At 60.7% G+C, this 26525-nt stretch carries 21 protein-coding genes; 7 read left to right on the top strand and 14 right to left on the bottom strand.

The window, feature by feature from the left end:
- Window positions 1–81: 81 nt before the first annotated feature.
- The 7 genes from AB8B20_RS27480 to AB8B20_RS27450 all read right to left on the bottom strand — a co-directional run bounded on the left by AB8B20_RS27480 (window position 82) and on the right by AB8B20_RS27450 (window position 10274).
- Complete coding sequence (locus AB8B20_RS27480; RefSeq protein WP_439073915.1) at window positions 82–1284, bottom strand: FAD-dependent oxidoreductase; 1203 nt, start codon at window positions 1282–1284, stop codon at window positions 82–84.
- A 297-nt stretch (window positions 1285–1581) separates the two neighbouring features.
- A complete protein-coding gene (locus tag AB8B20_RS27475) occupies window positions 1582–2352 on the bottom strand; it encodes an SDR family NAD(P)-dependent oxidoreductase (RefSeq protein WP_439073916.1) in 771 nt (256 codons plus the stop codon).
- A 202-nt stretch (window positions 2353–2554) separates the two neighbouring features.
- Window positions 2555–3697: a pimeloyl-CoA dehydrogenase small subunit gene (pimD, locus tag AB8B20_RS27470; protein ID WP_089261584.1), complete on the bottom strand. Its 1143-nt coding sequence runs from the start codon at window positions 3695–3697 to the stop codon at window positions 2555–2557.
- 222 nt (window positions 3698–3919) lie between these two features.
- Entirely contained in the window at window positions 3920–5107 is a 1188-nt protein-coding gene (gene pimC, locus AB8B20_RS27465) for a pimeloyl-CoA dehydrogenase large subunit (RefSeq protein WP_089261586.1), read from the bottom strand.
- A 28-nt stretch (window positions 5108–5135) separates the two neighbouring features.
- Window positions 5136–6323, bottom strand: a complete 1188-nt coding sequence (locus AB8B20_RS27460; protein WP_439073917.1) for an acetyl-CoA C-acyltransferase — start codon at window positions 6321–6323, stop codon at window positions 5136–5138.
- Window positions 6320–8023: a dicarboxylate--CoA ligase PimA gene (gene pimA / locus AB8B20_RS27455; RefSeq protein ID WP_439073918.1), complete on the bottom strand. Its 1704-nt coding sequence runs from the start codon at window positions 8021–8023 to the stop codon at window positions 6320–6322. Before pimA ends, AB8B20_RS27460 begins: the two co-directional genes overlap by 4 nt.
- 166 nt (window positions 8024–8189) lie before the next feature.
- On the bottom strand, window positions 8190–10274 hold the full coding sequence (locus AB8B20_RS27450) for a 3-hydroxyacyl-CoA dehydrogenase NAD-binding domain-containing protein (RefSeq protein WP_439073919.1): 2085 nt from the start codon (window positions 10272–10274) through the stop codon (window positions 8190–8192).
- A gap of 161 nt (window positions 10275–10435) precedes the next feature.
- Here AB8B20_RS27450 and AB8B20_RS27445 point away from each other — a divergent pair, with 161 nt between their 5' ends.
- From AB8B20_RS27445 to AB8B20_RS27415, 7 genes are all read left to right on the top strand, one after another.
- Window positions 10436–11302, top strand: a complete 867-nt coding sequence (locus AB8B20_RS27445; RefSeq protein WP_120288678.1) for an IclR family transcriptional regulator — start codon at window positions 10436–10438, stop codon at window positions 11300–11302.
- Between the two features lie 63 nt (window positions 11303–11365).
- The gene (locus AB8B20_RS27440) at window positions 11366–12178 is read left to right on the top strand and encodes an ABC transporter ATP-binding protein (protein ID WP_089261596.1); all 813 of its coding nucleotides are present in this window, start codon (window positions 11366–11368) and stop codon (window positions 12176–12178) included.
- Window positions 12175–12888: an ABC transporter ATP-binding protein gene (locus tag AB8B20_RS27435; RefSeq protein ID WP_439067372.1), complete on the top strand. Its 714-nt coding sequence runs from the start codon at window positions 12175–12177 to the stop codon at window positions 12886–12888. The genes AB8B20_RS27440 and AB8B20_RS27435 overlap by 4 nt, the downstream gene beginning before the upstream one ends.
- Window positions 12889–12898: 10 nt before the next feature.
- Window positions 12899–13777 carry a branched-chain amino acid ABC transporter permease gene (locus tag AB8B20_RS27430; protein ID WP_089261600.1) on the top strand — a complete coding sequence of 293 codons (879 nt, stop codon included), beginning with the start codon at window positions 12899–12901 and terminating at the stop codon, window positions 13775–13777.
- A gap of 2 nt (window positions 13778–13779) precedes the next feature.
- Window positions 13780–14808 carry a branched-chain amino acid ABC transporter permease gene (locus AB8B20_RS27425; protein WP_120288677.1) on the top strand — a complete coding sequence of 343 codons (1029 nt, stop codon included), beginning with the start codon at window positions 13780–13782 and terminating at the stop codon, window positions 14806–14808.
- Window positions 14809–14814: 6 nt separating this feature from the next.
- Window positions 14815–16044 (top strand): ABC transporter substrate-binding protein, encoded by a 1230-nt coding sequence (locus AB8B20_RS27420; protein ID WP_439073920.1) that lies wholly within the window; start codon window positions 14815–14817, stop codon window positions 16042–16044.
- Window positions 16045–16305: 261 nt separating this feature from the next.
- Window positions 16306–17511: an ABC transporter substrate-binding protein gene (locus AB8B20_RS27415; RefSeq protein ID WP_439074071.1), complete on the top strand. Its 1206-nt coding sequence runs from the start codon at window positions 16306–16308 to the stop codon at window positions 17509–17511.
- Between the two features lie 59 nt (window positions 17512–17570).
- On the opposite strand, the gene AB8B20_RS27410 is transcribed toward AB8B20_RS27415, so the two are convergent.
- The 7 genes from AB8B20_RS27410 to AB8B20_RS27380 all read right to left on the bottom strand — a co-directional run bounded on the left by AB8B20_RS27410 (window position 17571) and on the right by AB8B20_RS27380 (window position 25910).
- The gene (locus AB8B20_RS27410) at window positions 17571–18044 is read right to left on the bottom strand and encodes a hypothetical protein (RefSeq protein WP_184513955.1); all 474 of its coding nucleotides are present in this window, start codon (window positions 18042–18044) and stop codon (window positions 17571–17573) included.
- A 135-nt stretch (window positions 18045–18179) separates the two neighbouring features.
- A complete protein-coding gene (locus AB8B20_RS27405) occupies window positions 18180–18497 on the bottom strand; it encodes a hypothetical protein (protein WP_439073921.1) in 318 nt (105 codons plus the stop codon).
- Window positions 18498–19116: 619 nt separating this feature from the next.
- A complete protein-coding gene (locus AB8B20_RS27400; protein WP_439073922.1) occupies window positions 19117–19932 on the bottom strand; it encodes a M23 family metallopeptidase in 816 nt (271 codons plus the stop codon).
- 220 nt (window positions 19933–20152) lie between these two features.
- Window positions 20153–21298, bottom strand: coding sequence for a helix-turn-helix transcriptional regulator (locus AB8B20_RS27395; protein WP_439073923.1), 1146 nt, complete (start codon window positions 21296–21298; stop codon window positions 20153–20155).
- Between the two features lie 45 nt (window positions 21299–21343).
- The gene (locus AB8B20_RS27390; protein WP_439073924.1) at window positions 21344–22690 is read right to left on the bottom strand and encodes an HlyD family type I secretion periplasmic adaptor subunit; all 1347 of its coding nucleotides are present in this window, start codon (window positions 22688–22690) and stop codon (window positions 21344–21346) included.
- An 11-nt stretch (window positions 22691–22701) separates the two neighbouring features.
- On the bottom strand, window positions 22702–24372 hold the full coding sequence (locus tag AB8B20_RS27385; protein ID WP_439073925.1) for a type I secretion system permease/ATPase: 1671 nt from the start codon (window positions 24370–24372) through the stop codon (window positions 22702–22704).
- 128 nt (window positions 24373–24500) lie between these two features.
- A complete protein-coding gene (locus AB8B20_RS27380) occupies window positions 24501–25910 on the bottom strand; it encodes a calcium-binding protein (protein WP_439073926.1) in 1410 nt (469 codons plus the stop codon).
- Window positions 25911–26525: the final 615 nt, after the last annotated feature.

Raw genomic sequence — 26525 nt, 5'->3', positions numbered from 1 at the left:
CCCGAAAGATTGTGGTCGCGTTGTGTTGGGAGGCGCAGGCAACCGGATTAGCGCGGGCGCGTCAAGCGGCAGCGCCGACGGTCAGGTCGCCGAGTCGATCATCATGACCAGAGCGGACGCGACCATCGCCAGTTCGCGCGGCAGCGTCTCGCGGGCCCGGCGCACCATGCCCTCGCCGAGCCGGCCAAAGAAACGCGCCCAGCGCTGCGCGCGCCAATACAGCGAATTCTCGACAGTGACTGAGCGCAGCTTGAACGCCTTGCCGGTGGCCCAGGCGTCGCATTCCAGTTTCAGAGGATCGGCGTAATATTGCGCGATCTTGTCGGCGCCCATGCCATCGGTCGCGAGCCAGTTCGGGATGTGTACGCTGCAAAGCTGCGCGACATCGGTGAACACCTTGTCGGTGCCGGTGCCGCTGCCCGGGCACGGCGAGGCAAAGGCATCGCCCACCAGCACGACACCGGGCTGGACCACGTTGTCGCTCTCATAGAGATCGATGGGGCGGATCTTGATATCGCCGGATATCTTGTAGTCGCCGATCAGCGCGCGCAGTTTCGGCAGACAGGCGTCAAGCGCCGCCTCGGGCGTCCGGCGCATCTGGCGAATCCAGGGATCGTCGGTCTCGCGATAGACGAACAGATTGCCGCGCATCGTGTCGCCGATCGGGAACAGCGTGACATAGGCGGTGCGATGAACCGTGGTTTCCGCGAAATAAGTGAGCGCCGGAAAGGCAAAGCGTTCACGGCCGACGGGCGCGATATCGAAGCCGACCGAGATCGAATGATTGGCCGAGATGACCGGGCGGCCGATATTGAGTTGATTGCGCAAGCTGACGCTGGCGCCATTGGCGAGAATGACAAGGCGCGCGGAAATCTCCTCGCCATTGGACAGGCCGATGGTCTGACGGTCATCCGATGTGGCGATCGACGTCGCCTTGGCGTGAATGGTCTCGACAGATGACGGGATCTGGCCACGAACGGTATTGACCAGCGTGTCGTAGAGAAAGCCGTGCTGCTGGCTGGGGCGCTTGTCGATCACGCGGCCGAAACGCGCGATCCAGATCTCGTCGTCATGGGTGGCGGCACCGAGCACCGCATCGACGAGACCCGTCTTGCGGAGCCGCTCGAGCTGGACGCCGCCGCTGATCTTCTCGCAGCGGAGTTCGGGCGGATGGACCTGATGCGGCTCGATCAGGATTGCAGACACACCGGCGCGACCGAGCATCGCCGCAGCCGTCGACCCGGCGAGGCCGCCACCAATGATCGCGATATCCGTCTGCCGCACGGGAACTCTCCAGCTGCGGCTATCCGTGCGCCCTAAGTGTTAAAAAACGGGAAAGGATTGAGGCAGGCGGTGGGGAGTTACCGCGGGAGAATTGTTTCGAGCGACTTCACGTGCCGTAGTCCGGACGGAGCGCAGCATTCACGTCCGTCATTCCGGGGCGCGGCCGGCGCGAGCCGGACGCGAACCCGGAATCCCTGAGTGGCTTGGCTCGACGGAGACTCCGATGTCGAGATTCCGGGTTCGCGATCGCCTAACGGCGCTCGCGCCCCGGAATGACGAGCGTGGGTCGGGCGATACTTACACCGATGCGGTCGTCACGCCGCCATCGATGACGATGGTCTGGCCGGTCATGAAGGTGGAGGAATCCGAGCCGAGATAGGCGACGGCGCCGGCGATCTCGTGGGGCTCGCCGATCCGGCGCAGCGGCGTGGTCGCGGTACGGCGCTTGAGATTGGCTTCGTCTTCCCACAGCGCTTTCGCGAAGTCGGTCTTCACCAGACCCGGCGCGATGCAATTGACGCGCACGCCCTTGGGCCCCCATTCGCCGGCGAGACTGCGGCACAGGGAGAAGTCGGCAGCCTTGGAGATGCCGTAGGCGCCAATCACCGTGGAGCCGCGCAAGCCGCCGATGGAAGAGATAATGACCACCGAGCCCTTGCCGCGCTCGGCCATGGCCGGGATCGCCTTGGCGCAGAGCCAGATGTTGCTCTTGACGTTGGAGCCCATGATCTTGTCGAAGGCCTCATCCGCAATATCGAGCAGCGGCCCGTAATAGGGATTCACCGCGGCGTTGCAGACCAGAATATCGATCGGGCCGTAGTGTTTCACGGTGCCGTCGATCAAAGCTTCGACTTCATCACGGCGCGAGATGTTGCAGGGAATGACATGGGCATCGCCGCCACTGGCCTTGATGCCATCGACCACAGCCTGACAGGCATCGGCCTTGCGGCTGGAGACGACAACCTTGGCACCGAGTTGCGCCAGCAGTTCCGCGGAGGCCTTGCCGATGCCGCGGCTGGAGCCGGTGATGACGGCGACCTTGCCGGTGAGGTCGAAGGGATTGTTCACGGGCGGCCTCCTTGTTGTTGATTGATTTTAGCGACGGCGCATTCCTTCTCCCCGCATGCGGGGAGAAGGTGGCTCGAATGCGCGTAGCGCGTTCGAGTCGGATGAGGGGGACTCACCACGAATTCATGAGCGCGTGGAGAGTCCCCCTCACCCGGATTGCTTCGCAATCCGACCTCTCCCCGCAAGCGGGGAGAGAGCAGAGTTACTCCGTGATCCCGCCCGCCTGCGCGACGCGGCGGAGGTGATAGTCGGCATCGCCGAACTGCTGCTCGATCATGGTCAGCCGCTTGAAGTAGTGGCCGATCTTGTACTCCATGGTCACGCCGACGCCGCCATGCAGCTGCACGCCGCCCTGGCCGACGAAGCGCGCGGAGCGGCCGATCTGCACCTTGGCAGCGGCGACCGTCTTGGTGCGTTCGTCGAGATCGGTGAAGCTCGACGCCATCGAGGCCAGGAACGACATGCTGCGCGCGGTCTCCAGCGCGGTGAACATGTCGGCCGCACGGTGCTGCAGCGCCTGGAACGAGCCGATGGCGACGCCGAACTGCTTGCGCTCCTTGATGTATTCGACGGAGATCTTCAATGCCTCTTCCATCGCGCCGACCGCTTCCGCGCACAGTGCGATGCGGGCGTCATCGACGACCTGATTGACGATCGACAAACCATCCTCGGCATTGCCGATCGCAGCATCTGCGCCGACCTCGACATTGTTCAGCTTGATATCGGCGGCGCGGCTGCCGTCCTGCGTCTCATAGCCCTTGATGTCGACTCCCTTGGCATTGGCGGGCACCAGGAACACGCCAACGCCCTTGGCATCGCGCTGGCCACCGGCGGTGCGCGCGGTGACGATCAGCGTATCGGCGGTGTCGCCATGACCGACGACGAACTTCTCGCCGGACAACGTGTAGCCCGAACCGCTCTTCTTGGCCGACGTCTTGATGTCCCCGAGGTCATAGCGTGAATCACGCTCGACCTGTGCGAAAGCCATGGTCTTGGAGCCGTCGATGATCCCGGGCAGATGCGCAGCACGCTGCTCCGCCGAGGCGCGGCGCAGGAAGCCGCCGCCGAGCACCACCGTGTCGAGATAGGGCTCGACCACGAGATTACGGCCCAGCGCTTCCATCACGATCATGGTCTCGATCGGACCGGCACCGAAGCCGCCATCGTCCTCGGAGAACGGCAGGCCGAGCAGGCCCTGCTCCGCAAACTTGCCCCAGACGTCGCGGCTCCAGCCGCCCTTCTCGGCGCGATACTTCTTGCGGGCCTCGAATTCGTAGGACGATTTCAGCAGGCCGTCGACGCTGTCCTTGAGGAGGCGTTGCTCCTCCGACAAATCAAAATCCATGGTCTTTCTCTCTCGGATCGCGCGTAACGCGCGTGTGAATGTGTTTAAGCTCCCTAACCTCTCGCCGCTTGCGGGGAGAGGTCGAGGGCGAGCGAAGCGGAGCCTTCGGGTGAGGGGGACTATCCGCGGGCCCCGAGCCGGCGGAGGCTCCCCCTCATCCGGTCCGAATGCGCTACGCGCAATCGGACCACCTTCTCCCCGCAAGCGGGGAGAAGAAAGACATCAAAGCCCCAGCACCGCTTTCGCGATGATGTTGCGCTGGATCTCGTTGGAGCCGCCATAGATCGACACCTTGCGGTAGTTGAAATAGGTCGGCGCGATCGGCGAGGCCCAGTCGCCCTCTTCGTTCTGCCCTTCGCCTTCCGGCATGAAGGGCAGTGCGAACGGGCCGGTGACTTCGAGCAGCAGTTCGGTGAGCGTCTGCTGGATTTCCGAGCCCTTGATCTTGAGGATCGACGAGGCCGGATCCGGCTTGCCCTTGCCGTGCTTGCCTTCGGCAGCGACGACGCGCATCTGCGTCAGCTCGAGCGCCTTCAGCTCGATCTCGGTGGCCGCGAGCTTCTGGCGGAACTGCGGATCCTCGATCAGCGGCTTGTCGCCGGACATCACGCTGGACGCCAGCTCCTTGATGCGGCGGATGCGCTCCTTCGACATGCCGACGCGGGCGATGTTGACGCGCTCGTTGCCGAGCAGGAATTTCGCGTAGTCCCAGCCCTTGTTCTCTTCACCAACCAGATTCTCGGCCGGCACCACGACCTCATCGAAGAACACTTCGTTGACTTCGACGCCGCCATCGATGGTCTGGATCGGACGGACGGTGATGCCCTTCGACTTCATGTCGATGAGGATGAAGGAGATGCCCGACTGCTTCTTCGCATCGGGGTCGGTGCGGCAGAGGCAGAAGATCCAGTCGGCGTGTTGCGCCAGCGTGGTCCAGGTCTTCTGGCCATTGACGATATAGGTGTCGCCCTTCTTCTTCGCCGTGGTCTTCAGCGAGGCAAGGTCCGAACCCGAGCCCGGCTCCGAGAAGCCCTGGCACCACCAGTCGTCCATATTCGCAATGCGCGGCAGGAAGTGCTTCTTCTGCTGCTCGTTGCCGAAGGTGTAGATCACCGGACCGACCATGTTGACGCCGAACGGCAGCGGCGGCGGCGCCGGGGTCTTCTGTAGCTCTTCCAGGAAGATGTACTGCTTGGCGGCGCTCCAGCCGGTGCCGCCATATTCCTGCGGCCAATGCGGGACGGCCCAGCCCTTCTTGTTGAGCGTGCGCTGCCAGTTCACCAGGTCGTCTTTGCTAGTGTGATGACCTTCCTGCAGTTTCTTGCGCACCGCCGGGTCGAGGCTTTCGCGGAAAAAGGTGCGCACCTCGTCGCGGAATGCTGTTTCTTCTTTGCTGAAGCTCAGATCCATCGGATCCTCCTTGTGAGCAGATTTGTAATTACTGAACGATTTCGAGCAGGCCGGCGGAGCCCATGCCGCCACCGACGCACATGGTGACGACGGCATATTTCGCCTTGCGGCGACGGCCTTCAATCAGTGCGTGACCAGCGAGACGTGCGCCCGACATGCCATAGGGATGGCCGACCGAGATCGCGCCACCATTGACGTTGAGCTTTTCCGGATCGATGCCGAGCTTGTCGCGGCAGTACAGAACCTGCACGGCGAAGGCTTCATTGAGTTCCCAGAGATCGATGTCCTCGATCTTGAGGCCATGACGCTTCAAGAGGCGCGGCACGGCGAACACCGGACCGATGCCCATTTCATCCGGCTCGCAGCCGGCGGAAACGAAGCCGCGGAAGATGCCGAGCGGCGTGAGGCCCTTCTGGGCGGCGAGCTTGTCGCTCATGATCACGGTGGCGCTGGCGCCGTCCGAGAGCTGCGAGGCATTGCCGGCGGTGATGGTGAAGCCATCGCCGCGCACAGCCTTCAGGCCGGCGAGGCCTTCCGCAGTGGTCTCCGGACGCGGGCCTTCATCCTTGGACAGCGTGATGTCCTTGAACGAGACTTCGCCGGTCGCCTTGTCGACGACGCCCATCTTAGTCGCGATTGGCGCCAGTTCGTCGTTGAACTTGCCGCCCTGCTGCGCGGCCGCCGTGCGGCGCTGGCTCTCCAGCGAATATTCGTCCTGGCGTTCGCGCGAGATGTTGTAGCGCTTGGCCACCGTCTCGGCAGTGTCGAGCATCGGCATATAGACGTCGCCCTTGATCTTCATCAGTTCGGGATCGACGGTGTGGAATTTGTTGGCGTGCTCGTTCTGCACCAGCGAGATCGACTCGCCGCCGCCGCCAACCGCGATCTCGACGCCGTCGAAAATCACCGAACGCGCTGCGAGCGCAATCGCCTGCAGGCCCGAAGCACACTGACGATCGATGGTGGTGCCGCCAACCGTAACCGGCAGGCCGGCGCGGAGCAGCGCCTTGCGTGCGATGTTGCCGCCGGTCGCGCCCTGCTGCAGGGCGGCGCCCATCACCACGTCCTCGACTTCCTTGGGATCGATACCGGCGCGCTTCACGGCATGCTCGATGGCATGGCCGAGCAGCGTCGCGCCTTCGGTGGCATTGAGGGCGCCGCGAAAGGCCTTGCCGATCGGCGTACGGGCGGTGGAAACGATAACGGCTTCGGTCATGGGCGGGGTCCTCCAGAGGCGGTTTGTTGTTGCGAGGTTGTTTCTTGGTTCATGATGGGCGTGGGTTGCAACCCGCGCAAGGCGTGGCGCGAGAGTTTTCCGACCGCGGTGCGCGGCAAGTCGTCGACAAAGTCCAAAGCTGCCGGCAGTTCATGCTTGCCGAGCTTGCCGGTGAGAAACGCGCGCAGCTCGTCGATGGTGAACGGCGCTGCGCCATTGCGCAGCCTGATAAAGGCCTTAGCCGCTTCACCGCGATATTGATCGACGACACCGATCACGATCACTTCCTGTACGGAGGGGTGTTCGTAAATCGCCTGCTCGATCATCTGCGGATAGACGTTGAAACCGCCGGAGATGATCATGTCCTTCTTACGATCGACCAGATAGAAGAATCCGTCTTCATCCATGTAGCCGATATCGCCGGTCAGGAAGCGATCGCCGACGAATGACTCGGCACTCTCCTGCGCGCGGTTCCAGTAGCCTTTGGTGACGTTCGGCCCCTTGATGCGGATTTCGCCGGTTTCGTTGACGCCGAGCACCCTGGTCGGGTCATCGAGTGACACAACGTCAATGTCGATCCCCGGCAGCATCAGGCCGATCGAGCCCGGCTTGTCGAGGCCGCCGGGCGGATGGCTGGTGCCAGGCGAGCAGGTTTCGGTCATGCCCCAGCCGCTCTTCAGCGACAAGCCAGTCTTGCGCTCGAACAGACGCGCCACTTCATCGGGCAACGGCGCGCCGCCTGAAGCAGCCGACACCAGCGACGACAGATCGCGCGTTTCCAGCGACGGATCGGCCGCGATGGCGATCCACATGGTGGGCACGCCGGGAAATACGGTGGCTTTCTTTTTCTCGATATCGTCGAGCACGCGGCTGACGTCGAAGCGCTGGTGCAGCGAGATGGTGTCGCCGAGGCTGATGCGGGCGAGCAGGATCACGGTCAGTGCATAGATATGAAACAGCGGCAGCACGCAGATGACGCGCTCGATCCGATTGCGCCCGGCGCGTGCCGGTGCGCCCCATAGATTGTAGATCGAGACCGCCGAGGTGAGATTGCCGTGGCTCAGCATCGCGCCTTTCGGCAGGCCGGTGGTGCCGCCGGTATATTGCAGCAATGCGACATCATCGGCCGAAATCTCCGGCCACTGCGTCGGCGGCGTGGCGCCTGCGGTAAAATTGCGGAAAGTGACGATGGCGGGATTTTCCGGCAACGGCAGTTGCGGATTGTTCACCGCGCCCCAGTCGTCGTCCTCACAGACAATCAGCCGATCGAGCAGACCCTTGTCGAGAAACCTCAGTGCCATCGGCAGCAGCGCCGCGAGGTTGCTCGTCACCAGCACGCGTGCGCCGGAATCCTTGAGCTTGTGCGACAGCGCGATCTCGCCATCGAGCGGCGACAAATGCACGAGCCGCGCGCCGGCCTTGAGGCCGCCGAAGAAGTGCACCGGATGATCCGGCGTATTGCCGAGGAAGATACCGATGGAGGAGCCCTTGCCATAGCCGGCGCGCATCAGCGCGGCAGCGACGATGTCCACGCGCGCCTGTAGATCATTGAACGAGATCGGCTGATCCCGAAATTCGATGGCGGTGCGGTCACCATGTTTTGCAACGGAGTCGGCAAGCAGACCCGGCAGCGACCCACGCGCAATCGGGGCGTCCCATGTGACGCCCGGTGGGTAATGTTGCTCGCCCGGATGGGTCATGGCGTGGCCTGCTTACATAAGGAGCGCACGGCGCCAATGTTCCCTCCCCCCTTGCGGGGGAGGGTCAGGGAGGGGGGGAAGCCACAAGTGACGTCGCCCGGGGACCCCCGCCCCCGGCCCCCCCCCGCAAGGGGGAGGGGAGCACATCGTGCTCGCGTCACCACAACTAGCCCTTCGCCAGTGACGCAAACGTCTTGCCTTCATCGGCGAGCTTCTTCAGCAGCGCGGCCGGCTCCAGCGACGGATCGTTGGTCTGCTTGGCGTAGAACTGCAGGCGTTCGACGATCTGCTTGAGACCGACCTGATCGGCGTAGAACATCGGGCCGCCGCGATAGATCGGCCAGCCATAGCCATAGAGCCAGATCACGTCGATATCGCTCGGACGCGATGCCACCTTCTCTTCGAGGATGCGCGCACCCTCGTTGATCATCGGATACATCATGCGTTCCAGGATTTCCTGATCGCTGACGGCGCGACGGGTCAGGCCCAGGCTCCGGCAGGTATCGTCGATGAGCTTCTCGACTTCCGGATCCGGCACCGGCGCGCGGGAGCCGGCTTCATACTTGTAATAGCCCTTGCCGGTCTTCTGACCGAAGCGGCCGGCTTCGCAGAGCGCATCGGCGATCGGCGAGGTGATGCCGCGATCCTTGCGCGAGCGCCAGCCGATATCGAGGCCGGCGAGATCGCCCATGGCGAACGGACCCATCGGCATGCCGAACTTGGTGACGACGGCATCGACCTGCTGTGGCAGCGCGCCTTCGAACAGCAACTTCTCGGACTGCTTGGAGCGGGCCGCGAGCATGCGGTTGCCGACGAAGCCGTCGGAGACGCCGACCACGGCCGGCACCTTGGCGATCTTGCGGGCGACAGCGACAGCGGTGACGAGCGCATCCGGCGCGGTCTTGTCGGCGCGGACGATTTCGCACAGCTTCATGACGTTGGCCGGCGAGAAGAAGTGCATGCCGAGCACATCCTGCGGACGCTTGGTGACGGCCGCGATCTCGTCGATGTTGAGGTACGACGTGTTGCTGGCGAGGATGGCGCCCGGCTTGGCATAGGCATCCAGCGCGGTGAACACTTCCTTCTTGATCGCCATGGTCTCGAACACGGCTTCGATCACCAGATCGACATCCTTGACGTTTTCGAGGCCAACGACGCCGTTGATCAACGCCATACGCTTGGCCGGCGCATCGGCAGGAATGCCGCCGCGTGCTGCAGTGGCTTCATAGTTCTTCTGCATGATGCCGAGGCCGCGCTTGAGCTGCTCCTCGCCGGTCTCAATCAGCGTGACGGGAATACCGGCATTGGCGAAGGACATCGCAATACCGCCGCCCATGGTGCCGGCGCCGATGATGGCGACGCGCTCGACCGGACGCGGCTTGACGCCTTCCGGCACGTTCTGGACCTTGGCGGCTTCGCGCTCGGAGAAGAACGCATAACGCTGCGCCTTGGACTGGTCGTCGGCGACCAGCTTGAGGAACATCTCGCGCTCCTTCTTGAGCGCCTCGTCGAACGGCACATCGAGCGTCCAGCTGACAGCTTCGGCGCAGGCCAGCGGCGCATTCATGCCGCGGTTCTTCTTGTTGGCGGCTGCGGCGGCGTTGGTGAAGATGGTGCGATCAGCGCGCGCGGCAGCGAGCTTGGAATCGTCGTTGCGCAGCAGGCGCAGCGGACGCTTTTCGGCGATGACCTTGCGCGCGAAGGCTTCTGCGCCCGAGGCCGGACCTTCGACGATCTCTTCAATCAGGCCGTTCTTCAAGGCTTCAGATGCGCTGATCGGATCGCCGGTGACGACCATCTTGACGCCGAGCTCCGGACCCACCGCGCGCGGCAGGCGCTGCGTGCCGCCGGCACCCGGCAGCAAGCCGAGCTTCACTTCGGGCAGACCAAGCTTGGCTTCTTTTGTCGCCACGCGGAAATGACAGCCGAGCGTGAGCTCGAGGCCGCCGCCCAGCGCGGTGCCATGGATCGCGGCGATCACCGGTTTGGAACAATTCTCGATTTCCGCAATGACTTCGCTCAATCCGGGCGACTGCGGCGGCTTGCCGAATTCGGTGATGTCGGCGCCGGCAACGAAGGTACGGCCTGCGCATGCGATGACGATCGCCTTCACGACAGGATCGGCAGCGGCCGTTTTGACGTTCTCAAAAATGCCGCGGCGAACCGCCGCACTCAGCGCATTTACAGGGGGAGAGTTGATCGTGACGATGGCGACTTCATCATGACGTTCAAGCTTTACGACATCGCTCACGGCATTCTCCTTGGCTACGTTTACCGGTCTGATTTTCTTAGTTTCGCACTGCGAAATTTAATTCCACATCTTGACACGGAGGGTTATTTTGAAGAGCGTCCCTTGTCAACGAGGGCCGTGGTGCAATCGTATGAAACTGACAAAACCAAATTTTGGGAAGCATGAAACGTCCAGCGAAGAATGTGGCGACAGATCGCAATTTCGTCGTCGCATTGGCTCGCGGCCTGGATGTCTTGCGTGCATTTCGCCCCAATGACGGGCTTCTCGGCAATCAGGAGATTGCCGCCCGCACCAAATTGCCGAAGCCAACCATCTCGCGATTGACTTACACACTCACGAAGTTGGGCTACCTTACACCTGTGCCACGCTTCGAGAAGTATCAACTCGCGCCAGCAGCCATGGCCCTGGGGTATGCTGCACTTGCGAACTTAGGCGTTAAGCATCTCTCGGAATCATTTCGCGACGAATTGATGCGGCAGACCGGCGGCGCCTGCGCAGTCGGCGCGCGCGATCGGTTGAGCATGATCTATTTCGGGCAGAGCCGTTCCAGTCTCACTGTCGGCGTTCAACTCGACGTCGGCTCGCGCATCCCCATTGCAACCACGGCGATGGGCCGCGCCTATTTCTGGGCGTTGCCGCCGGAAGAACGTGCCCAATTATTGCGCGAATTTCGCGAACATTACGGACATCGCTGGTCGAAGATGCGTGATGGACTCGAACGTGCGGGCGAAATGGTCGCACGCCACGGCTTCGTCATCTCGGCTGGCGAGTGGCAGGACGATGTGCACGCTGCCGGTGTTGCAATGACATTGAATGACGGCACCGGTCCTTATGCCTTTAATTGCGGCGCGCCCGCGTTCCGTTTCACGGAAGAGCGCTTGCTCAACGATATTGGACCTCGGCTATTGGCGATGGTAAGAAACATCGAAGCGGCGCTCGGGGGAACAGCTGCACCACAATCCAAAAAACTCGACAGCAAAAAAATCAAATCAGGAGGGAAAGTTGCACGCATTGTTGAAGGGCTCTGACAGCCTTCATCGTCGTGACCTGCGCAAGACTTCGCCGCAGCCGACGATCGAGGGGCACCGCACATGACGCAGGCACAACTCGCAGAGCGCGCGCCCGTTGCATCGACGGCGCCGCTGCTTTCGGTTCGCGACGTCAGCGTTGTGTTCGGTGGCATCATCGCGTTGAACGGCGTCTCGTTCGACATGCAACAGGGTCACATTCTCGGCCTCATCGGACCGAACGGCGCCGGCAAGACCACGCTGTTCAATTGTCTCAGCCGGCTCTACCAGCCGAGCAAGGGCGATATCCTGATGGACGGCCAGACGATCCTGAATCGTCCGGCGCACAAGATTTCCGAGATCGGCATCGGCCGCACCTTCCAGAATGTTGCGCTGTTTCCGAACCTGACCGTGCGCGACAATGTCCGCGTCGGCAAGCATGCGCGCACCAACAGCGACATCATCAGCGACTCGCTGAAGCTGCCATGGGTGCGATCAGGAGAAGCTGCGATCAACAAGGACGTCAACGACATCCTTGATTATCTCGATCTGCACAGCGTTGCCGACACGATCGTCAGCGGTCTTCCGTTCGGCACGCAGAAGCGCGTCGAACTCGCGCGTGCGCTCGCCGCCGAGCCGAAGATCCTGCTGCTCGACGAGCCCGCAGGCGGTCTCAACCATGAGGAAGTCTACATCCTTGGCGACCTGATCCGCCGCATCCGCGACGATCGCGGCGTGACGGTGCTCCTGGTCGAGCATCACATGGGTCTCGTGATGTCGATCGCCGACCATGTCGTCGCATTGAATTTCGGCAAGAAGCTCGCTGAAGGCACACCTGCTGCCGTCCAGAAAGACCCTGCTGTGATCAAGGCCTATCTGGGAGACAAAGACTCATGACCGCGATGCTTCACGTAAAAGACCTGCGTGCGTATTACGGCCAGGTCCAGGCACTGCACGGCCTCGAATTCGAACTGCAGGAAGGCAGCCTGACCACCCTGCTCGGCGCCAACGGTGCCGGCAAGACCACCACGCTGCGCTCGATCTGCAACATGATCCGCTCCACAGGCTCGATCGAGTTCGAGGGCAAGAAGCTCGACAACAAGTCGACCGAAAGCATCGTGCGGCTGGGCATCGCCCATGTTCCCCAGGGCCGCGGCACCTTCACCACCATGACGGTGGAAGAGAACCTGCAGCTCGGCGCCATCAGCCGCAAGGACACCAAGGCGATCGATGACGACATCGAGCGCATGTATGCCCACTTCCCGGTGCTCAAGCAGCGCCACACCCAGCAGGCCGGCACGCTGTCCGGCGGTGAACAGCAGATGCTCGCGGTCGCCCGCGCGCTGATGCTGCGTCCTCGCCTGATGCTGCTGGACGAGCCGTCCTTCGGCCTTGCGCCGCTGATCGTGCGGGATCTGTTCAAGATCCTCGGCAAGATCAACCGCGAGGACAAGGTCAGCATCCTGGTCGTCGAACAGAACGCGCAGCTCGCGCTCGAACTCGCCGACAAGGCCTATGTCATCGAAACAGGACGCATCGTGATGTCCGGCACTGCCGACGAGATCGCGAACAACGAAGACGTCCGTAAATCGTATCTGGGATATTGAGGGGGCGGCCATGGAACTCTTTACCAACCAAGTCCTGGCTGGCATCGCCACCGGCGCGATCTACGCCTGTATGGCGCTCGCCGTGGTCATGATCTACCAGGCGATCGACCACCTGAACTTCGCCCAGGGCGAAATGGCGATGTTCTCGACCTTCGTCGCCTGGCAGATGATGCAGTGGGGCATACCCTATTGGGGCGCATTCGCGCTGACGCTGATTTTCTCCTTTGTCGGCGGCATCGTCATCGAGCGGGCTTTGTTCAAGCCGCTCGCCAAGGCGCCGGTGCTGACCCACGTCGCAGGTTTCATCGCGCTGTTCGCCATCATCAACAGCGTCGCGGGCCTGACCTGGGATTTCACCATCAAGCAGTTTCCCTCGCCGTTCGGCTCGTCGCCCTTCCTGGGCAGCCAGCTGATCTCGACGCATCAGGCCGGCATGATCGGCGTGACGATCATCCTGCTCGTCCTGCTGTTCATCTTCTTCCGCTACACCCGCGTGGGCCTTGCGATGCGGGCAGCGGCGTCGATGCCTGAATCGGCGCGGCTGGTCGGCATCAACACGTCATGGATGATTGCACTCGGCTGGGGCATGGCAGCTGCGATCGGTTCGATCGCCGGCATGCTGATCGCCCCCGTCGTGTTCCTCGAGCCCAACATGATGGGCGGCGTGCTGATCTACGGATTTGCCGCGGCCGTCGTCGGCGGGCTCACGAGCCCACTGGGTGCTGTCATCGGTGGCTTCCTCGTCGGCGTCTTCGAGAACCTCGTCGGCACCTATATCCCGGGTGTCGGCAATGAGCTGAAACTGCCCATCGCTCTGGCGCTGATCATCACCGTGCTGGTCGTCAAACCCAATGGCCTGTTCGGCCGTGCCATCGTGAAGCGAGTTTGATCATGAGCACCGTTCAAGACGTCTCCGCCGCTCCCGTGGTCGCTGCCGTTCCCAAAAAGGCAATGGCGCTCGGCCCGCTGGCATCGCTGATCATCCTGGCGCTGCTCATCGTCACTCCGCTGTTCGTGAAGAACTTCATCATCTTCCAGATGACGATGTGGCTGATCTACGCCATCGCGGTTCTCGCGCTGAACATCCTGACCGGTGCCAGCGGCCAGTTCTCGCTCGGCCAGAGCGCGTTCTACGCCCTCGGCGCCTATACGTCGGCCATCCTCATGGAACATGTCGGCGTCAATTACGCACTGACACTCCCCGTCGCCGGCCTCGTCTGCTTCATCGCCGGCTTCCTGTTCGGCCTGCCCGCGCTGCGGCTGTCCGGCATCTATCTCGCGCTGGCGACCTTCGCCCTCGCGGTGGCGATGCCACAGCTCCTGAAGCTTGGCGTGTTCGAACACTGGACCGGCGGCGTGCAGGGCCTTGTCGTCACCAAGCCTGATGCACCGGAAATCCTGGCCTCGCTGGGCCTGAAAGTGTCGCAGGACATGTGGCTGTACTTCTTCACCCTCGCGGTCACGATCCTGATCTACATCCTCTCGGTCAACCTGCTGAAGTCGCGGTCAGGCCGGGCCATGATGGCGATCCGCGACAACGAAATCGCCGCCTCGGCGATGGGTGTGGACGTCTCGCTCTACAAGACGCTGGCTTTCGGCGTTAGCGCAGGGATCACCGGCGTTGCCGGCGGTCTCGGTGCCATCGCCGTGCAGTTCGTGGCGCCGGATGGCTACACTATCCAGCTCGCCATCGCGCTGTTCCTGGGCATGGTCGTCGGCGGCGTTGGCTGGCTTCCCGGCTCGCTCGCCGGTGCGGCTTTCATCGTCTTCGTTCCGAATATTGCGGAACACGTCTCGAAGGGTCTGTCTGGCGCCGTGTTTGGCGTCATCCTGATCATCATCATCTTCCTGCTCCCGAATGGGGCCAGGCAACTCGCCTATTTGGCACAGGGCTTGATAGGCAAACTACGTAAACACTGAGGACCTATGAACTGCAGAAACTTTCTGCGCACCGCCGCGCTCTCGAGCGCGGCGTTTGCGTTTCTCGCCTTCTCAACTTCCGCGAATGCCCAGAAGAAATACGATACCGGGGCGAGCGATACCGAGATCAAGATCGGCAACATCATTCCCTATAGCGGCCCGGCTTCGGCCTACGGCATCATCGGGAAGATGGAAGAAGCCTACTTCAAGATGATCAACGATCAGGGCGGCATCAACGGCCGCAAGATCACCTTCATCAGCTATGACGATGCCTATAGCCCGGCCAAGGCCGTGGAACAGACCCGCAAGCTGGTCGAATCCGACGAAGTTCTGTTCGTGTTCGGTCCGCTCGGCACGCCGTCGAACACCGCGATCCTGAAATACCTGAACGCCAAGAAGGTGCCGCAGCTGTTCGTCGCCACCGGCGCGACCAAGTTCGGCGAATACAAGACCGCGCCATGGACGATGGGCTGGCAGCCGGCCTATCAGAGCGAAGGCCGCATCTTCGCGCAATACGCGATCACCGAGAAGCCGAACGGCAAGATCGCCGTGTTCTACCAGAACGACGACCTCGGCAAGGACATGCTGAAGGGCCTGAAGGACGGCCTCGGCGAGAAGGCCTCGATGATCGTGGCTGAAGACAGCTATGAAGTGTCCGAGCCGACCATCGACTCGCACATCGTCAAGATGAAGGCATCGGGCGCCGACATCTTCGTCTCGATCTCGACGCCGAAATTCGCGGCGCAGGCGATCAAGAAGGTGGCCGAGATCGGCTGGAAGCCGATGTTCTTCCAGAGCAATGTCGGCTCCTCGGTCGGCGCAGTAATGCGTCCCGCCGGCATCGACAACGCGCAGGGCGTGCTGTCGCTGGCCTATGCCAAGGATGCCATCGATCCGCAGTGGAAGGACGATGAGGGCATGAAGAAGTATCTCGACTTCCTCGCCAAATACGCTCCCTTCGCCAATCCGGCCGAAAGCTCGGCTGCCTATGGCTACGGCCAGGCACAGACCGTGGTTCAGGTCCTCAAGCAGGCCGGCGACGATCTGACCCGCGCCAATATCATGAAGCAGGCCGCCAGCCTGAAGGACTTCGCACCCGACACGCTGCTGCCGGGCGTCAAGATCAACACCTCGGCGACCGACTTCTACCCGATCGAGCAGCTGCGCATGATGCGCTTCACCGGCGAGAAGTGGGACGTGTTCGGCCCGCCGATCGACAGCAAGCTCGGCGGCTAAGCCACCGTCTGGCCGCAGGGCGACGCTTCGTCTCGCACTGCGGAGAATGGTATTCAACCGCCGCATTTCCGAACGGCGGAACATTAAAACTGCTTAATAAAACAGCCCCTTACGACGAAAGTCGTGAGGGGCTTTTTCTTGCTAGTTGCAGTGGAAAAGTATTCAATCCGACGCGCCGCAGCATTCAACAAAAACAAGAATACGCGCGGTTTTATCCAGAGATCAGGGAGATCAGAAATGCCTTCGTTCAGCTCGCGTGCAATGACGTTCACGGTTGCCGCAGCCCTCAGTGCGGCCCTTGGCGGTACTGCCTTCGCCCAGAACAAATACGACACCGGCGCCAGCGATACCGAGATCAAGATCGGCAACATCATGCCCTATAGCGGGCCCGCTTCCGCCTATGGCGTGATCGGCAAGATGGAAGAAGCCTATTTCAAGATGATCAACGATCAGGGCGGCATCAACGGACGCAAGATCAATTACATCACCTATGACGACGGCTACTCGCCGCCGAAGGCCGTAGAGCAGGCGCGCAAGCTCGTCGAATCCGACGAAGTGCTGTTCATCGCCAGCTCGCTCGGCACGCCATCGAACTCCGCCATTCAGAAATACATGAATGCGAAGAAAGTCCCGCAACTGTTCGTGGCCACCGGCGCCACCAAGTTCGGCGACTACAAGGACTTCCCCTGGACCATGGGCTGGCAGCCTGCCTATCAGAGCGAGTCCAGGATCTATGCAGCCTATCTGCTGAGGGAAAAGCCCGACGCCAAGATCGCGGTCATGTACCAGAACGACGATTTCGGCAAAGACATGCTGAAGGGTCTGAAGGATGGTCTCGGCGCCAAGGCGGCATCGATGATTGTCGCCGAGGAAAGCTATGAAGTGTCGGAGCCGACCATCGAGTCCCACATCGTCAAGCTGAAGTCGACCAATGCCGACACCTTTGTCAGCTTCACCACGCCGAAATTCGCTGCGCAGGCGATCAAGAAAGTGGCGGAGCTCAGCTGGAAACCAACCTTCATCCAGAGCAATGTCGGCTCTTCGGTCGGCGGCGTGATGAAGCCGGCGGGTTACGAGATCGCCCAGGGCATCCTGTCGGCGAACTACGCGAAGGACGGCGCCGATTCCAGCTGGGACAATGACGAGGGCATGAAGAAATTCTACGCCTTCCTCGTCAAATATGCGCCCACCATGGACAGGAGCGACGGCTCGGTCGTCTATGGCTATGGCCAGGCGCAGACCATCGTTCAGGTGCTCAAGCAGGCCGGTGACAACCTGACCCGCGCGAACATCATGAAGGAAGCAGCCAACCTCAAGGAATTCGCGCCCGACACATTGCTGCCCGGCGTGACCATCTCGACCTCGGCCACCGACTTCTACCCGATCGAGCAGCTGCAGATGCAGCGCTTCAAGGGCGAGAAGTGGGAGCTGTTCGGCCCGATCATCGCGGGCAAGATCGACGGCTGATGTTCTGATCTCTCCCCGCCGGTCGAAGCCAAGCTTCGTCGCGCGGGGAGAGATCGCGATCAGTAATAGTCCCGGAACGCATCCGCGAGACTGTCGGGCTGCCAGTCGATCTGGTCCGACGCGATCGGATCGTCGGAGAGCAATGCGCTCGCCTGCGTCTTGTAGTCCGGCGCCACGTAATCCGCCTGCGGCAGACCACGGCGCACGATGTCCTGATAGTTCAGATAATTGTCGCGATTTCCCACGAAGGTGCACATGCATTTGGCGGGGTCGGCATAGAGATAGCGCGGGCCGTTCGGCGTGGTGTGCACGACGAAGCGATAGGCCGGCAATTTGCTCAAAGCCAGTTTGCCTGCCGCATCGTTGGCGAAGCGCGCCTTGAAGCCTGCGGACTCCATGTCGAATCCGACCTTCTGCAGCACCGGCACGCTCGGCAATTCGCGCGCCACCAGCAGCGTGACATCGAGCAGCGCCAGCACCGCGATGACAGCGAGTGCGATGCCGCGCGGGCGCCAAGCGGAAAACGTCGTCATCGTCACTGCGCGCATGTCGCGAAACCCCGGCTATGAGCGCGCATCGGCGCGCACTATTGCGCGCGACACTAACGGACCCCGCAGGCGGTGTCACGGTAGCGCTGCCGCAGCGCGCGATGCCGGTTAACAAATCCATCACGCCGCCTCGCTGGCGACGAGCGCCTCCAGGACGCGCCAATACATTTCGTCCAGTATCGCTTGCTGCTGCTCTGCATTCAGAACGCGCCGTCGTTGAAACAGAAGACAGATCGGCCGGCTGCCTGTGCAATGGTGTGCACGACGACAGGCCTTGATGACGCAAGTGCGATGGGTGCGCAGGATGTTCGCATTACCGCGCTCGATCTCCTCGATGCAGACGGCGACGATCATGTCCGACAGCCTCTTGGCCGCCAGGTCGCTCTTGTCCCTGGCGCGCTGCGCGAGATGCCAGGCGTCCTGTTGCGAGATGATCATGTGAACTCCCGTTGTGACGATGATGACTGGATATGAGTGACTTGGGTGACGGTCACGCGCCGTCCTTGCCCGCGCCTGTGCGCGTGCGTGGCGGTCCCGGTGGTCTCCCTCGAAAATGAGGGAGATGAAGCGCCGAAAGGCGCGACTTGGGTACAGTGCCGCAGCGTAGTATCCGGATCGCCGGACCACAGAGGCCGCGGAAACGCCTTTCGACGCTCCATCGTGGCGATTTCTGTCCCCGGGACCGTTCTTCCGGGCAAAGGCGCAAAGCTCCGCAGTCCGCTTATCCCGACGGTTTCCCGCCGTTCACCAATGCCACGTCCAGCCAGCATGAGTGGCAGACCCCCGTAGTGGGGCCGGACGGTAACCCAAGGCCTCCCGAGTGCGTGAGGGAACGTCTCCCTCCCGCCCGCAGGCGCCACATCCCGCCCCGCGCTAACAAGCGTCCCTGGCAACGCCCCTCAAAGTGGGACGGGATGCAATGGAAAATAATCTCTTCGAAAACAACGTCAAGGATTATTTTCCGAATTCTTCGGAGGCACCCGCCAGAGAGCCCACCTCCTGAGAGAGCGACGCAGGTGTACAGATGAATGTCGAGGCGTGATAGAAAATGGACCCGCTAACGCAGATCATGACGAAATACCTGGTTCAACATCGGGGCGCCGTTACGCCCGACGATATATGTCGCGGAATATACTCCGCCTGGCCAAGGTTCGGTGGACCGCTTTTTTCCGATGAAGAGAAGCGTCTGGGCCTGATTTTGCGCAACTGCAACTGGACCCTTCTCGGCGATGATCCTGCCGTCGGGATCGCGCAGCGTCAGTGACTGTTCGTCGCCCGTCTTCAAGCCAATTGTCCGAACATAAACGACAAGGGCTTCAGATTTCGTAGTTGGCTTGCGCTGAGAGACAGCGTCAACCTCGATCATATCGTTCGTGACTGCTTCGGTAGCGAATCCGAAGTTCAAGACTGCGCGCGGTGAATAGGCCAGACGAACCCGAGCATCGTCCGTCCATTCACTTTCAGTATGACTGCCGCAAGCGCCAGGCATCAAGCCTGCTCCAAAGGGATCGATGACCTTCCCTTCTCGCCGCACAATAAAGTGTAGATGCGGATACTCAGTTAGCCCCGACATGCCGACGGCACCGAGAACTTGGCCGGCGCGGACTGTATCTCCAGCTCTTACCAGGATGCTGTCTTTGGCCATATGGCAGTACTGGGTTTCGCGATCTCCGGAATGTCTGACAACAACGCCATTGCCGCATTCATTTCCTTTGGCTGCATCGCGCCTGTCGCCTTTCACAGGGCTGTCCGCAAGGCCATCGCGAGTTCGCAGCACCGTGCCCTCGGCGGCTACGACGACGTGAACCGGCTTCTGCTGTCCGCCATGTGACGTTAATCGAAAATCGACGCCGTTATGGCCGTCATAGGTCAATGTCCCGCACATGTAGTCCTTGGCCGAGGGACTATCGTCGATGTCTACGTAATTCTGGATGAAACACGTGCGACCAATGTCGCACGATAACGGTATGATCAAATCTCCAGCAGTCGCCGCGTGCGATATTCCTATAACGAGGGGCAGCGCTAACAATATCCCAATCTGTTGCCGATGCGCCATCTGATCACGTCTGGATGCCCGCGGGAACTCCACGATTTTACATGGATGAAGATGTGGTGATGTAGGGTGCCCCGGGCTGTCGCAACTTGAACGGTGAGAATGTTCGACTATGCAGAACGAAAAATTCCGATTGGCGATTGATTCCAACTTTCAGCATGACGCGTTTGATGTAAGTCCGTACGGTTTCTTCCGTGAAACCAAGTTCCAATCCGATGGCGCGTGGACAGCGCCCGCGGAGAATACAGCGAACAATCCGCGCCTCCACCCAACTCAAGCCAAACGCGAGAGCAATGCGCTGGGCACCGGCCTCCTCATTGAATTGAGGAACGTAGATGAGAGCAAGATTTGGATCGGTATTTCCAGGGATTGAACCGATCACAGCAAACAAAAATCGCTGCTCCTCTTGCGAGATGAGCACGGTCGATCCGACGTTCTTTTGGTTTGGATCCGGAATGATAGCGGCTCGAACAGCGTCCCTGAGCTGGGTGGTGATGAGGGGGGTCGATCCCGAGAGCGTACCACCATCGAGAGTGATGACACCTTCGCCGACAAGTCGCCGAAACCCGCTGTTCATGCTCCGAACGATCAGATTTTCGTCAATGGTCAGGGCGGGTGACTCAATGTCATCCAGCCACATTTGATGAGACTGCAATGTGGTCTTTGTCAGATCAGCGACCGCATCCCATAGGAGCTCGATCGCGCGCCTAGCGGTAGCGAATTCTGCATCAGGAATCTGCACCTGCCACCATCCCGCAATAAAGATGGCAGTATCCCCAGAGACCGTACATACACGTCCGATGACCGAGTGGTGCCCGTAGACCGGGCGCGTTCCGATCAGCCGGCGTGCAAACCCGTTTGGCGACGTAGACGACTGATATATGAAATTGCCGTCTCCGTTGAAAGTCTCCGAGATGGATCTCGCCAACGCTTCCGATGCGGGACTGGGCGCGGGTAATCCAACTGAAGTCTGATCGAGTAGATCTCCTTCTGGAGACAAGAACACAGCGTAGCAGCGTTTGCATTCGAGCAGTCGGGCTAAGGATCGCGCAAACCACAGGTTTTGTGGCGCACTGGAGTTGCGGCTGGGGCGAGGCAATGGATTCGCCGGAGTAGCTCGAAGCCTGAAGGCCAGTGAGCCGATGGTGTCAGAGCGGTCGTTTTCCTGTTGGTATCCTTGCTGCATAAATGCCTCCCAAAGAATTTGTGTGTTCAATATTCCGCCAAGGCGTCAACTCTCCCGGAAGGCACGGTGGACGCGTAGGCGCAGCGGCTGAATTAAGTACTCCGCAAATGTTCTTATGCCTGTTTCAACAAAGACTTCGACCGGAAGGCCGGGCTTCAAAGTCGTGAGATGAGGTTCGACCTCCGGTGATCGCTGCAAATCAATTTCTGCCATGTAGGATGTGACGCCGCTCTTCGTGTCAGTGAACGCATCCGCCGCGACAGAAGTCACCTGGCCTTCCAGCATGGGTCGGCGGCGAATGTTGAGGGCAATGATGCGGATACGAGCGTTCTGCCCCGCCATGACTTCCTCGCGATCCTGCGGCCGCAGGGATGCCTCGATGACGAGGCGATCCTCGATGGGCACGATCTCCATGAGTGTCTCTCGAGGCGCTAACACAGTGTTCAATTCCCTGCTGTTGAGGCGAACAACCCGTCCCGACTCCGGTGCGCGTAAATCAGTCCGCGCCAGTTGTTCACGCAATGCGCCAATCCGATGTCTGAGATCGCCGATCGATTCTCGCGTTGCGTGACTCTGTTTTGCGATATCCTGACTTTGGTTGAGACCCAGCTGTTTTCCACGATCGACGAATTCTGCGATTTTCCCGCGTGTTTCTGCTTGCTGGGTCAGATTGCGCGTGAGTTGGGCCTGCATGTCCGCTTCCGCCCTCTTCAACGCAAGTACGCGTGGCTTTCGTGCGAGCCCTTTTTCCAATAGCGATGCTGTATCTCGTATTTCTTCCTGAAGAAACTGAAGTTGCTCTTGCAGGCTTGTCCTGCTGTTTTCGAGGCCATGGGCCGTTTCCATGAGTTGTCGGGTCTGCTGATCAATCAATTGCCGCTCGCCGGTCAATGCACTTGATCGCGTCGCGAACTCCGTCTCCTGGGTCTGAATTGCCGTCTTTGCTTCGGGGCGAGGAGAATTCCGTAATTCGTCAGGAAATGAAATAGCGGTGGACTGCATTTGTTCAGCGAGTAACCGTGCATCCAGCGAGAGATCAGCAAACAATTTTGTCTCTAATACGCCAAGGCTTCCCTCAACTTGGGTCGTATCGAGTTTTGCAACGATCTGACCGGCCTCGACTTGCTCGTTCTCGCGGACATAAATGGTCTTCAATATCCCACCGTCGAAATGTTGCACCGCCTTCCGCTTGGATTGGACCTTTATGATACCGGGAGCGATGACGGCGCTGCGCAGCGGGACGAATGTAGCCCAAAGGCCGAATCCGCCGAATTGAATCGCTAAAAGGAAGGCTCCCCATTTTATGAGTCGTCGGGCATCGGACCTGGGTTTCTCCAGGATTTCGTGGCTGCTCGTTGCACCGAGTAAAAGTTCGTGGACGTGAGTTGTCACAATTCCTGCTCCTAGCCAGATAGCAGTTGTGGGCGGTCGGGCTGACGCGGACCCCGGCGTGAAGGGAGCCCCGCTGTGTTGCTGGGTAGAACTTCCGAAACGGGACCGAAGGCGACCTGCGTGCCGTCGCGGAGCAGCAATACGTGATCCGCAATCGTCAGGAGGCGTGGCCGGTGGGTCACGATCAGGAAGGTTGCGCCCTGCGATCGTGCGCTCAATATCGCAGTGCACAGCGCTGCCTCGCCATCCGGATCGAGATTTGCGTTGGGCTCGTCGAGCAGTATCAGTTTACGGTTGCCGAAGAAGGCTCGTGCCAAGCCGATGCGCTGTCGCTGGCCACCAGAGAGGCGATGACCGTCGCGACCGATCTGCGTTTGATACCCGGCCGGCAGTGCCAGAATCATCTGGTGCGCGCCAGCCAGAGTTGCCGCCATGACGATATCTTCGTCGCGCGGACTCTCCTCAAATCCCGAGATCGCTTCAGCAACGGTACCGGCGAGTAATTCGACATCCTGAGGAAGATAGCCGATGTAGCTTCCGAGCTGATCGGGGTGCCAGCTCTCCAGCAACGCGTTGTCGAGCCGGATTTCACCGACGCTGGGCTTCTCCAAGGCAGCCGCCATCCGCAAAAGAGTGGACTTGCCCGCGCCGGTCGGACCAACGACCACGACGATCTCGCTGGGCCTGCATCGGAAGGCAATACCTCTCAGGATCGAACGTCTCGCCTGCGGAATGGTGAAGCCGACACCATTGAGTTCCAGTAAGCCATTTGGGGCAGTGAGGCGGGTCCGATGAGGTTGCTTCAACACCCATGTCGCCGCGGCGCTGACGCGCTTCCATGCCTCCTGCGCCGCGGTCACCCCGCGCCAGGCAGAGATAAGGCTCTCCATCGGTTGCAGGGTTCGGCTGACCATGATCGAGCTCGCGATCAGGCTGCCGGCGAGTACCTCGTTTTGCAGTACAAGCCAGGCACCACATCCGATAGATAGAACTTGCAGGGTAGACCTCACCATGCGTGCCGCCGATGCGATCGCGGCGACCCGTTCGCTGGCGCGAACGACAGGAGATAACGCCTCATCATTGGCGCGCATGAAGGCGCGGATGGCGCCTCCAGTCCAGCCCATGGCCCTGATGAAATTGCCATGTCGTACGATGCCATCCATTAGCATCTGACAACGTGCGGCTGCACCGCTCGCTTCATTGACCTCCGCCCGGGCAATACAGCTACTCACATATCCCATGATCGACAGAACGACCGCGCCAGTCAGCGCAATAGCGCCGTAGTAGGGATGGATGAGAAAGAGGATAAGTATGAAGACGGGAAGAAACGGGGCATCGACCAACGTAATGACAGCGCCGCCTGAAAAGAAGTTCCGTAGCTCCCGAACTTTCACCAGATCATGCGTCGAGCCTTCGCGGCGTCGCGCCGGATCGGCAATGGTTGCCTCCAGGATGAGCGGTGCGATGCGCTGTTCGAAGGTGACGGCGAACCGGCTGAGCAATCGAAATCGAATGACGTCGAAGAAGGCGCTGAAGATCAACGCCGCAATTCCGAGGGAGGTCAGGCCGATGAGAGTCTCGATGCTTCCGCTGCTGATGACCCGGTCGAAGACCTCGATGGAGTAGAAGGGTAACACAAGCAGAAGGATGTTGGCCGACACGCTGAAGACGACGACCCACACGAGCGTGGTTCGCCCTGGAACGGCGCTGACAACAGATTCTGCTCGGGCCGAGTGAGCCAGACGCATAGTGACTGCCTAATTGCGCAGAATGCGTAGGGCGGCAACGTGCCGCCCTACGTCGTCAATAATCAGACAACTTCGATAGCGGTGTAACCCGCTGCGTTATTTATGTCCTCGATCGAGGCATAGGGGGTTCCTCCGCCCGTAATGCCATCGAGGGTGATGGTTCCGAAGCCGAAATCCAGCGTGGTATTGGTACCATCGTCGTCGACGACCACCGTTGTCGGGTCATAGCCAGGCGCCGCATCGATGCTGATGGTGTCACCGTCAGCGAAACTAAGATCGGTAACTTCGTCATCACCGAAGTCCGCGCCCGTACCATCGCCAGCGTTGATCGCGTCGGTTCCGGCGCCTCCTGTAAGCACGTCATCACCGATACCGCCGTTCATCGTGTCAGCGCCGTTACCGCCGCTCAGCTCATCGTCGCCCGCTGCGCCGTTGAGCGTGTCATTTCCTGCACCGCCGGCCAGCGTATCGTCACCGTCGCCGCCTTCAAGCGCATCCGCTCCATTGCCGCCGGCAAGCGTATCGTCGCCTGCATCGCCGTTTAACGTATCGACGCCGGTGCCACCGGACAGTTCGTCTGCCCCGTCGCCACCATTAGCGACGTCATCGCCAGCGCCGCCTTCGATTGTGTCGTCACCGGCGTCACCTGCCAGCAGGTCGTTACCCGCACCGCCATCCATGACGTCGTCGCCCGCTCCACCATTAAGTGTGTCGTTTCCGGCGTCGCCGTTCATGATATCGTTCCCGTCATCGCCATTGAGGGTGTCGATACCATCGCCTCCGTTCATGGTGTCGTTACCGGCACCGCCATTCAGTGTGTCATCACCGAGACCGCCATTCACCGTATCATCACCCAGGCCGCCACTGGCGGTATCATTGCCGTCGCCGCCTTCCAGCGTGTCATTGCCGAGCCCGCCGGTCAGGGTATCGTCGCCGGCATCACCATTGATGGTATCATCGCCCACCCCGCCAGACAGGACGTCAGCACCATCACCACCATTCAATGTGTCATCGCCAGCAGCGCCTGCGAGTGTATCATCGCCTGCGCCCCCCGAGAGAACGTCATTTCCAGCACCGCCGTCGACGTTGTCATTTCCGTCGCCGCCATCGATCGTATCCGCCCCGGCGTTGCCGGAGAGATCATCATTCCCTGAGCCGCCATTGATCGTATCGTCCCCCGCGTCGCCGCTAGCCGTATCATCTCCAGCGCCACCGTCGATCGTATCAATGCCAGCGCCGCCACTGATCTGGTCGTTTCCGTCTCCTCCGAGAATGGAGTCGTCTCCCGCGTTGCCGTTCAAGGTGTCGTTGTCGACGCCACCATCGATCGAGTCGTTACCGGCTCCACCGTTGATCGTGTCATCACCGCCGAGGCCTGAGAGAGTGTCATTACCCGGGAGCCCATTGATCGTATCCGCAACTGGGGTTCCGTTCAGAATGTCGTCACCTGGTGTACCATTGATCAGTGCCATGATTGCCACTCCAAGATGATGTCGCGCTTCTAACGCGACTACGCTTCGCGCTGAACATAGATGCATGATCCTAGCTATCCCCTCGACAACCGGAGATCGCTGACACCGAGCGTGTCGATCAAGCGAATTTTGCGCAATCCCCATGTGGGGACAAAATGCAGCGCGTGATAGGGAAAGCTATTGCGTAAATGTTCGCTCAGGATTCATCTGAAGGACAGCCCTGCTGCCGTAACTCAAGTTCGACAATAATGCTCTGAGGCCATGATTAAGCGCGTCGAGCGTGCAATCTGAAGATGAAGGGCAGAGCAGAACTCTAACTATCGGTATTCTTACGGATTACAGAGTGCTCTCGCGCGTGGCTCGTGACGACTGCTCCATCTAGCCGAGTGCCTTCGTCTACTTCAGCCATAATCTCGTTAATCGTCTCAATAGGTCTTGCAGAAAGGAAGGATGACGCGAAGCTCATGTGCGTGAAACTGGCTTAACGCCAACAATGTGCAACGCCCGTCCCAAGTATATTATCCTGGAATCGATCTATCCTACGAGTGTCACTTGTAATCGGCATCGTGTCGCACATCGACGAGCTGCTCGACCGCAACATCGGTGCCGGGTATC

The organism is Tardiphaga sp. 866_E4_N1_4, from assembly GCF_052076075.1.
Taxonomy (GTDB): domain Bacteria; phylum Pseudomonadota; class Alphaproteobacteria; order Rhizobiales; family Xanthobacteraceae; genus Tardiphaga; species Tardiphaga robiniae.
The sequence above is the reverse complement of the archived record's forward strand: the minus strand, read 5'-3'. Positions and strand labels throughout refer to the sequence as shown.